Here is a 9,933-nt window from a genome sequence, read left to right as displayed (position 1 = left end):
GGAGCTGGCTTGCCTGCGATAGCGGACTGCTGGCCAACCTATATTGGCTGATGCACCGTCATCGCAGGCAAGCCAGCTCCCACACAAGCCCGCCATCACATACCAAATCGCAGAAACAAAAAACCCCGGTCTTTCGACCAGGGTCTTTGCTATCGGATCAAAGCAGCCTGAGGCTTGCTTTGTGCACCAAGGCGTTCAGTGGGCCTTGAAGCAGATATGGCGCAGCGGACGGGACTCGAACCCGCGACCCCCGGCGTGACAGGCCGGTATTCTAACCGACTGAACTACCGCTGCGTATCGCTTGACCAGCCGAGGCAAAACCTCAACCGTCTTTAAACATCTGACCAATCAGCCTTGGCTGTTCGATCTCAAGCTCGACATATCGGACCTGGAAAATATGGCGCAGCGGACGGGACTCGAACCCGCGACCCCCGGCGTGACAGGCCGGTATTCTAACCGACTGAACTACCGCTGCGCGTCGGTGCAACCTTTAACGTTGCGTCTTGCCCTAAAGCAAAACTCTCAAGAAGTGGTGGGTGATGACGGGATCGAACCGCCGACCCTCTGCTTGTAAGGCAGATGCTCTCCCAGCTGAGCTAATCACCCTTTGCTTCGTTGAGGCCGCGAAATTTACGCAGGTATCGGACCTAAGTCAATAGCCCGCTTGAAGTTTTTCTAAAAAAGACAAAATTACTTCAAGGCAGCCATCTCCCCTACTCGCTATAAATCATCTTCTTGCTCATGCCGCCGTCGACAACAAACTCCTGCCCAGTAACGAACCCCGCCTGACGCGACAGCAACCACGCGACCATCGCAGCGACATCCTCCACGGTGCCGACTCGACCCGCCGGATGCTGGGCATGGTCGGCATCGGTGAGGGGCTCCGCACGCCGTGCAGCAGGATCACGCGCGTCGATCCAGCCTGGGCTGACGGCATTGACCCGCACCTCCGGCCCAAGACTCATCGCCAACGCGTGAGTCAGCGCCAGCAGGCCGCCCTTGCTCGCCGCATAGGCTTCAGTGTCCGGCTCCGATTGACGCGCCCGGGTCGATGCCAGGTTGACGATGGCACCCCCATGGGCACGCAGGTACGGCGCACAATGCTTGGCCAACAACATCGGCCCGCTGAGGTTGACCGCCAACACACGATTCCAATACGCCAGGTCCAGGCTCTCCAGCGTGATATTGCGCGGGTCGGCGACCGCCGCATTGCACACCAACGCATCCAGGCGACCAAACTGCCCCAATACCTCGGCGACGCACTGGGCGACCTGTTTCTCGTCAGCGACGTCCATGGCAATAAACCAGGCGTTTTCACCCAGCACCTTGGACACCCTGGAACCACGCTCGCGATCCAGGTCGGTCAACACCACCTGCCAGCCTTCACTGATCAGCCAGGCGGCGATCCCAAGGCCAATTCCGCGAGCCGCACCAGTCACCAGCGCAACACGCCCGTTGCTAGCCACTGCAGCGTCCATGGACCACTCGATCACAAGGCCGCCAGCCCACGGGCCAAGTCAGCTTGCAGGTCGGCGACGTCTTCCAGACCCACCGCAATGCGGATCAGGCTGTCACGGATACCCGCCGCCTCACGCTCTTGTGGTGCCAGACGACCGTGGGACGTGGTGCTCGGATGAGTAATGGTGGTCTTGCTGTCACCCAGGTTCGCGGTGATGGAGATCAACCGCGTCGCATCGATAAAGCGCCAGGCGCCCTCTTTGCCACCCTTCACTTCGAAACTCACCACGGCACCGAAACCACGCTGCTGGCGCTGGGCCAACTCATGTTGCGGGTGGCTCTTGAGGCCGGCGTAATGCACCTTCTCAATACCGTCCTGCTGCTCCAGCCATTCGGCCAAGGCCTGGGCGTTGGCGCAATGAGCCTTCATCCGCAGGTTGAGGGTTTCCAGGCCCTTGAGGAAAATCCAGGCGTTGAACGGGCTCAAAGTCGGACCAGCCGTACGCAGGAAACCGACAACCTCCTTCATCTGCTCGCTGCGGCCAGCCACCACACCACCCATGCAGCGGCCCTGGCCGTCGATGAACTTGGTCGCCGAGTGCACAACAATGTCCGCCCCCAGCTTCAACGGCTGCTGCAGCGCCGGCGTGCAGAAGCAGTTGTCGACCACCAGCATGGCGCCCTTGGCGTGAGCCACTTCGGACAACGCAGCGATATCCACCAACTCGGCCAGTGGATTAGAGGGCGATTCGACGAACAGCAACTTGGTGTTGGCCTTGATCGCCGCATCCCAACCGGAAAGGTCCGCCAGAGGTACGTAATCCACTTCGATACCGAAGCGCTTGAAGTATTTTTCGAACAGGCTGATGGTCGACCCAAACACACTGCGCGACACCAATACGTGATCACCCGCACTGCACAGGCTCATCACCACCGCCAGAATGGCAGCCATGCCAGTCGCCGTGGCCACCGCCTGCTCTGCACCTTCCAGGGCCGCGATACGCTCTTCGAACGCACGCACCGTCGGGTTGGTATAGCGCGAATACACGTTGCCGGGCACTTCGCCGGCGAAGCGTGCAGCGGCATCAGCAGCAGTGCGGAACACATAGCTGGAGGTGAAGAACATCGGATCACCGTGCTCACCTTCCGGCGTACGGTGTTGGCCGGCACGCACAGCCAGGGTATCGAAAGCTACGCCATCGAGGTCGCTGTCCAACCGACCGGCATCCCATTCCTGACTCATGCTGCGACTCCTTACTCAATTCTTTATTTAAGATACAAAACCGGCCCCTCAGGGCCGGTATTTACTCAGTTGTTGTACAGATCGATGATCGCGCTGACCGCCTGGGTCTTGATCTTCGACGAGTCGTTGCGCGCCTGCTCGATCTTGTTCAGGTAGGCCTCGTCGACATCCCCGGTCACGTACTTGCCGTCGAACACGGCGCAGTCGAACTGCTCGATCTTGATCTTGCCACCGCCAACCGCTTCGATCAGGTCCGGCAGGTCCTGGTAGATCAGCCAATCGGCACCGATCAGGTCGGCAACGTCCTGGGTCGAACGGTTGTGAGCGATCAGCTCATGGGCGCTCGGCATGTCGATACCGTACACGTTCGGGTAACGCACCGCTGGCGCAGCAGAACAGAAGTACACGTTCTTCGCACCGGCTTCGCGGGCCATTTGGATGATCTGCTTGCAGGTGGTGCCACGTACGATGGAGTCATCCACCAGCATCACGTTCTTGCCGCGGAATTCCAGCTCGATGGCATTGAGCTTCTGGCGCACCGACTTCTTGCGCGCCGCCTGGCCCGGCATGATGAAGGTACGACCGATGTAGCGGTTCTTCACGAAGCCTTCGCGGAACTTGACGCCCAGGTGGTTGGCCAATTCCAGCGCGGCGGTACGGCTGGTGTCCGGAATCGGGATGACCACGTCGATGTCGTGCTCAGGACGCTCGCGCAGGATTTTCTCGGCCAGCTTCTCGCCCATGCGCAGACGTGCCTTGTACACCGAAACGCCGTCGATGATCGAATCCGGACGCGCCAGGTAGACGTGTTCGAAGATGCACGGGGTGAGTTTCGGGGCCACCGCACACTGGCGAGTGTGCAGCTTGCCGTCTTCGGTGATGTACACCGCTTCGCCCGGCGCAAGGTCGCGGATCAGGGTGAAGCCCAGCACGTCCAGGGACACGCTTTCGGAAGCGATCATGTACTCGACGCCTTCGTCGGTATGACGCTGGCCGAACACGATAGGACGGATGCCATGCGGGTCACGGAAACCGACAATGCCATAACCGGTAACCATGGCTACGACGGCGTAACCGCCGACGCAACGGTTGTGCACGTCGGTGACGGCAGCGAACACATCTTCTTCGGTCGGCTGCAGCTTGCCGCGCTGGGCCAGCTCGTGGGCGAACACGTTGAGCAGCACTTCCGAGTCGGAGCTGGTGTTGACGTGACGCAGGTCAGACTCGTAGATCTCCTTGGCCAATTGCTCAACGTTGGTCAGGTTACCGTTGTGCGCCAGGGTGATGCCGTAAGGCGAGTTGACGTAGAACGGTTGAGCTTCGGCCGAAGTCGAGCTACCGGCAGTCGGGTAACGCACATGGCCAATGCCCATGTGCCCGACGAGGCGTTGCATGTGACGCTGATGGAACACGTCACGCACCAGGCCATTGTCCTTGCGCAGGAATAACCGGCCGTCGTGGCTGGTCACAATACCGGCAGCGTCCTGGCCGCGGTGCTGGAGGACGGTTAGCGCGTCATACAGCGCCTGATTGACGTTCGACTTACCGACGATACCGACGATGCCACACATGCGACGCAACCCCTACTTAATGAATCTTGACTGAACACAACTTACTGAGGCGTTTTGGCCGGCAAGAGGTGTTCCTTGAACGGAATATCAGCGGGTACGCTGATTCCGCTGGCCAGCCACTGACTGCTCCACCCCAGAATGAGGTTCTTGGACCAATCCGCAACCAATAGAAATTTTGGCACGAGTACCGACTCCTGCCACCACGAATCCTGCTGTACCGGCCCCAGGCTCAAAAGCCCGACCGCCACGACCACCAGCAACGCGCCACGCGCGGCACCGAAGGCCATGCCGAGAAATCGATCGGTCCCGGAGAGGCCGGTGACACGTATCAACTCGCCAATAAGATAATTGACCATTGCCCCCACCAGCAGCGTGGCGATGAACATGATGGCGCAGCCCGCGATGACGCGAGCCGAAGGTGTCTCGATGTATCCGGCCAGGTAGACCGACAGTGAACCACCGAACATCCAGGCTACGACTCCTGCGATGATCCAGGTCAGCAACGACAGTGCTTCTTTGACGAAGCCGCGGCTTAGACTGATCAAAGCGGAGATGGCGACGATTGCAACGATCGCCCAATCAACCCAGGTAAATGGCACAGTTCAGCCTACGTACGGATAAGGCGGCGCATTTTAGCAGAGCGCTGGGCTATCGGTAAGCTGTGATTACGGGTGCCTTGCAAATCAATGGGTTGTGGTGAGCAAATCCAACTTCAAGCGCACCCCAGAACAAATGTGGGAGCTGGCTTGCCTGCGATAGGGCCGGCACACTCAACATCACTGTTGACTGACCCACAGCCATCACAGGCAAGCCAGCTCCCACATTTTTGGCTTGCACTCCAACCAGAGACTGGCGGTATTAACCGCGCTCGGGCTGGAATCGCACCACAAACCCATTGAGATTCTGCTGACGCCCCAGCAAGTCGCGCAGGCGATCTGCTTCAGCGCGCTCGATCAGCGGCCCGATAAATACGCGGTTCTTGCCGTCGGCACTGCGGATATAAGCGTTGTACCCCTGGGCACGCAGCTTTTTCTGCAACGCGTCAGCACTTTCGCGGTTAGCCAGGCTGGCGAGCTGGATCGACCAACTGATCGGCAGGCCATTCGGGTCGATACGGCTCTGGCCCACATCCGGTTTGCCTGGCGCGGCAGGTTGCGGCGCGACCGGCTTTGGCGCAGGGGCCGGCGCAGCAGGCTTGGCCGCCACAACCGGGGCCGCAGGAGCCGGGGCCGGCTTGGCCACAGGCACAGGCACGGGCACGCTAGGCTGCACCGGCATGGTCGGAGCCTGTTGCGTCGCCACCTCGCCATCGCTCGGTACGGGCTCTGCAGGCAACACCTGTGGCTCAGGCACCACCACCGGCTCGACTTGAACTTGCGGCATCACCGGTGCCTGGGGCGCGGCGGGCGCCTCGACAATCACCTGGCGCTGTTCGTCCTGACGGGAAAACAGCATCGGCAGAAAAATCACCGCCAACGCTACCAACACCAGGGCTCCAACCATTCGCTGCTTGTATGCGCTATCCAGTAATGCCATGTGCAGCTTCCTCCGTGGAGCGCCGGGCCAACCACTCAAGTGCCTCGGCAACACAATAAAATGATCCGAACAACAGAATTTCATCCTCGGTCGTCGCCACCGCACACTGCGCCTCAAGCGCGGCAGTGACACTTGCATACGACGCCACCGACGCGCCAAGGTTCTGCAGCGCCAACTCCAACTCGGCAGCCGGACGACTGCGCGACGTATCCAGCGGCGCTACCGCCCAAGCCTGGACGCAACCCAACAAGAGCGCAACCACGCCATCCAGATCCTTATCGGCCAGCAGCCCGAACACCGCCAAGCGACGACCAGCCGGCGGGTTACGCGACAGGCGCTGAGCCAGGTATTCAGCTGCATGCGGGTTGTGCCCAACATCCAGCAGCAGGTTCAGGCGCTTGCCCTCCCATTCGAATACACGGCGATCCAGACGCCCCACGACACGGGTTGCCAGCAACGTCGCAGCGATTTGCTCGGCATCCCATGGCAGATCCAGCAACAGATAGGCCTGCAGGGCAAGTGCAGCGTTTTCCATCGGCAGGTTCAGCAGTGGCAGGTCGCGCAGTTCGACGAGCTGACCACGCGCATCACGCCCACGCCACTGCCAATGACCAGCGCCAATCTCAAGATTGAACTCACGCCCACGCAGGAAAAACGGACAATCCAGCTCGCGCACCTTGTCCAGCAAGGTGTGCGGCGGGTCCAGATCTCCACACAGTGCAGGTTTGCCCTGACGGAAGATCCCGGCCTTTTCAAACGCCACAGACTCACGGGTATTGCCAAGATAATCGGCGTGATCCACGCCAATGCTGGTCACCAGCGCCAAGTCGGCATCCACCACGTTGACTGTATCCAGACGCCCGCCCAGGCCTACTTCCAGAACGACCACATCCAGTTGCGCACGCTCGAACAGCCAGAACGCCGCCAGGGTGCCCATCTCGAAATAAGTCAGGGAAATCTCGCCTCGCCCTGCGTCCAGGGCGGCGAAGGCTTCGCAGAGCTGCTCATCAGTGGCTTCGACGCCATTGAGTTGCACCCGCTCGTTGTAACGCAGCAAGTGCGGCGAGTTGTACACGCCGACCTTCAGCCCTTGGGCTTGCAGCAGCGCCGCAACAAAGGCACAGGTAGAGCCTTTGCCATTGGTGCCGGTCACCGTGATGACACGCGGTGCCGGCCGACCCAACCCAAGGCGAGCCGCTACCTGCTGCGAGCGCTCCAGGCCCATGTCGATGGCTGATGGATGCAACTGCTCAAGGTAGGCGAGCCATTCGCCAAGGGTACGTTGGGTCATAGGTTTGCTGGCACCGGCGGAACAACGATAGGCTCGAGCTTAGGTGCAACGTACTCAGGTGTCGGCAGACCCATCATTTGCGCCAGCAGGCTGCCCAGACGTGGACGCAACTCACCACGCGGAATAATCAGGTCGATTGCACCGTGCTCCAGCAGGAACTCGCTGCGCTGGAAACCTTCCGGCAGTTTTTCGCGAACAGTCTGCTCGATCACACGCGGGCCGGCGAAGCCGATCAGGGCCTTTGGCTCACCGACGATCACATCGCCCAGCATCGCCAGGCTGGCGGACACGCCGCCGTAGACCGGGTCGGTCAGTACGGAAATGAACGGGATACCCTCTTCACGCAGGCGCGCCAGTACCGCAGAGGTCTTGGCCATTTGCATCAGAGAGATCAGGGCCTCCTGCATACGCGCACCACCGGAGGCGGCGAAGCAGATCATTGGGCAACGGTTTTCCAGGGCGTAGTTGGCGGCACGCACGAAGCGCTCACCGACGATGGCACCCATGGAGCCGCCCATGAAGGAGAACTCAAACGCCGACACCACCACCGGCATGCCCAGCAGCTTGCCGCTGACAGAGATCAGCGCGTCTTTCTCGCCGGTCTGCTTCTGCGCGCCGACCAGGCGGTCCTTGTACTTCTTGCTGTCGCGGAATTTCAGACGGTCCACCGGCTCCAGGTCTGCACCCAGCTCGTTACGGCCATCAGCGTCGAGGAAAATGTCGATACGGGCGCGAGCGCCGATACGCATGTGGTGGTTGCACTTGGGGCAAACGTCCAGGGTCTTTTCCAGCTCCGGGCGATACAGCACCGCGTCGCAGGATGGGCACTTGTGCCACAGACCTTCAGGAACCGAGCTTTTCTTCACCTCGGAACGCATGATCGAAGGGATCAGTTTGTCTACTAACCAGTTGCTCATGCTTTCTTTCTCCAGTACCGGTGGCTTGAACACAGCCCCGCGTATGCCCTTGAGCTAAATTCATATGTGGCGATGACACACGCTGGACGGGGTCAGACGTTCGACCGGCCTTTTCCCGCATGTATCCTCAGCCTTCCAGACAACCTGCCAGTGCAGGGTTGCCACTTCATTTCCGGGCCTCCCGCAGGGGGCGCCGGTGCTGTTTTACACAGTGGTAGTTATGGACGGCGGCAGACTGCCAGCCGTCACATCACACCACTGCTGTTGCGCACGGCTTGCATGAATGCGCGAATCTTGTGATGGTCCTTGATGCCCTTGCCCTGCTCTACCCCACCGCTGACATCCACCGCATAAGGGCGCACCTGCTCGATGGCTGCGCCAACGTTCGCGGGATTGAGCCCGCCAGCCAGGATGATCGGCTTGCTCAACCCCTCGGGAATCAGCGTCCAGTCGAACGCCTCGCCCGTACCACCCGGTACGCCTTCCACATAGGTATCCAGCAAAATTCCACGGGCGCCAGTGTAGGCGGCACACGCAGCAGTGATGTCATCCCCGGCCTTGACACGCAGCGCCTTGATATACGGGCGCTGGTAGCTTTCGCACTCATCGGGGCTTTCGTCGCCGTGAAACTGAAGCATATCCAGCTGCACGGCATCCAGGGTTTCGTTGAGTTCGCAACGGCTGGCGTTGACGAACAGCCCCACAGTGGTCACGAAAGGCGGCAGCGCAGCGATGATCGCCCGCGCCTGCAACACATTCACAGCCCTTGGACTCTTGGCGTAAAACACGAAACCAATGGCATCAGCCCCCGCCTCGACTGCCGCCAGCGCGTCTTCTATGCGGGTAATCCCGCAAATCTTGCTGCGAACGGCTGACATGTCGTGGAAACCTCAGGGTTAGACCGAGAAAGTCCCGGATGGTAACAAAAGCTTTTCCAGGCGTCAGCCGCCAAGTTCACTGAAGCCTGTGAGGAAGTGCGGCCCGATGAAACGTTCCGGCAGCTCGAACTCGTCGCGGTACTCCACATCCACCAAGTACAGGCCGAACGGATGCGCCGTGACACCGCCCGTACGACGAATGCGGCTTTCCAGTACTTCCTTGGCCCACTCCACCGGACGTTCGCCAGCGCCGATAGTCATCAATACGCCGGCAATATTGCGCACCATATGGTGCAGGAAGGCACCGGCACGGATATCCAGCACAATCATCTTGCCGTGACGGGTCACACGCAGATGGTGAACTTCCTTGATCGGCGACTTGGCCTGGCACTGCCCGGCCCGGAAGGCGCTGAAGTCATGCACACCCACCAGATACTGCGCAGCCTCAGCCATACGCTCGGCATCCAGCGGACGGTGATTCCAGGTAATTTCTTCGTTAAGGTGCGCCGGACGGATCTGATCGTTGTAGATCACATAACGATAGCGTCGGGCGATAGCCTTGAAACGTGCATGGAAGTGCGCTGGCATGACCTTCGCCCAACTGACGCTCACGTCATGGGGCAAGTTGATATTGGCACCCATGACCCAGGCCTTCATCGAACGTTCGGCCTGGGTGTCAAAGTGCACCACCTGGCCACAAGCGTGCACGCCGGCATCGGTGCGCCCGGCGCACATCAGCGACACGGGTGAGTCCGCAACCTTCGACAAGGCGTTTTCCAGGGTTTCCTGCACGGTCAGCACGCCAGAGGCCTGACGTTGCCAGCCACGATAGCGCGAACCTTTGTATTCCACGCCCAGGGCGATGCGGTAAAAGCCTGCGGCCGCCATTTCGGCGGCCGCGTTATCTATATTTGCCAAGAACTGAGAGCCTGATGAGTTGCGCAAAGGCGAACATTATAAAGGCGGTGAAGCATGATGGGCGCTTTTGTTTCGGATTGACGCGCCCCAAATGTGGGAGGGGGCTTGCTCCCGATAGCGG

General features: G+C 60.3%; 9 protein-coding genes and 3 tRNA genes. All 12 read right to left on the bottom strand.

What is annotated here, in order from left to right:
- Positions 1-217 precede the first annotated feature (217 nt).
- A tRNA-Asp gene (locus tag ACRESD_RS07280) sits at positions 218-294 on the bottom strand.
- A gap of 104 nt (positions 295-398) precedes the next feature.
- Positions 399-475, bottom strand: a tRNA-Asp gene (locus ACRESD_RS07275).
- Between the two features lie 55 nt (positions 476-530).
- Positions 531-606: transfer RNA gene (locus ACRESD_RS07270), tRNA-Val, on the bottom strand.
- Positions 607-713: 107 nt separating this feature from the next.
- Positions 714-1,478 (bottom strand): SDR family oxidoreductase, encoded by a 765-nt coding sequence (locus tag ACRESD_RS07265; protein ID WP_431750303.1) that lies wholly within the window; start codon positions 1,476-1,478, stop codon positions 714-716.
- Between the two features lie 11 nt (positions 1,479-1,489).
- The gene (locus tag ACRESD_RS07260) at positions 1,490-2,701 is read right to left on the bottom strand and encodes an O-succinylhomoserine sulfhydrylase (RefSeq protein ID WP_016976635.1); all 1,212 of its coding nucleotides are present in this window, start codon (positions 2,699-2,701) and stop codon (positions 1,490-1,492) included.
- A gap of 65 nt (positions 2,702-2,766) precedes the next feature.
- Positions 2,767-4,272 carry an amidophosphoribosyltransferase gene (gene purF / locus ACRESD_RS07255; protein WP_058426877.1) on the bottom strand — a complete coding sequence of 502 codons (1,506 nt, stop codon included), beginning with the start codon at positions 4,270-4,272 and terminating at the stop codon, positions 2,767-2,769.
- 41 nt (positions 4,273-4,313) lie between these two features.
- The gene (locus ACRESD_RS07250; RefSeq protein ID WP_028617112.1) at positions 4,314-4,871 is read right to left on the bottom strand and encodes a CvpA family protein; all 558 of its coding nucleotides are present in this window, start codon (positions 4,869-4,871) and stop codon (positions 4,314-4,316) included.
- Positions 4,872-5,130: 259 nt separating this feature from the next.
- Positions 5,131-5,808 (bottom strand): SPOR domain-containing protein, encoded by a 678-nt coding sequence (locus ACRESD_RS07245; RefSeq protein ID WP_431750302.1) that lies wholly within the window; start codon positions 5,806-5,808, stop codon positions 5,131-5,133.
- Positions 5,792-7,099: a bifunctional tetrahydrofolate synthase/dihydrofolate synthase gene (folC, locus tag ACRESD_RS07240; protein WP_431750301.1), complete on the bottom strand. Its 1,308-nt coding sequence runs from the start codon at positions 7,097-7,099 to the stop codon at positions 5,792-5,794. The genes ACRESD_RS07245 and folC overlap by 17 nt, the downstream gene beginning before the upstream one ends.
- On the bottom strand, positions 7,096-8,016 hold the full coding sequence (accD, locus tag ACRESD_RS07235; RefSeq protein WP_431750300.1) for an acetyl-CoA carboxylase, carboxyltransferase subunit beta: 921 nt from the start codon (positions 8,014-8,016) through the stop codon (positions 7,096-7,098). Before accD ends, folC begins: the two co-directional genes overlap by 4 nt.
- A gap of 245 nt (positions 8,017-8,261) precedes the next feature.
- Positions 8,262-8,894, bottom strand: coding sequence for a phosphoribosylanthranilate isomerase (locus ACRESD_RS07230; protein WP_431750299.1), 633 nt, complete (start codon positions 8,892-8,894; stop codon positions 8,262-8,264).
- 63 nt (positions 8,895-8,957) lie between these two features.
- A complete protein-coding gene (gene truA, locus ACRESD_RS07225; protein ID WP_431750304.1) occupies positions 8,958-9,782 on the bottom strand; it encodes a tRNA pseudouridine(38-40) synthase TruA in 825 nt (274 codons plus the stop codon).
- Positions 9,783-9,933 lie beyond the last annotated feature (151 nt).

The sequence above is a fragment of the Pseudomonas sp. genome, assembly GCF_050739995.1.
Taxonomy (GTDB): domain Bacteria; phylum Pseudomonadota; class Gammaproteobacteria; order Pseudomonadales; family Pseudomonadaceae; genus Aquipseudomonas.
The sequence above is the reverse complement of the archived record's forward strand: the minus strand, read 5'-3'. Positions and strand labels throughout refer to the sequence as shown.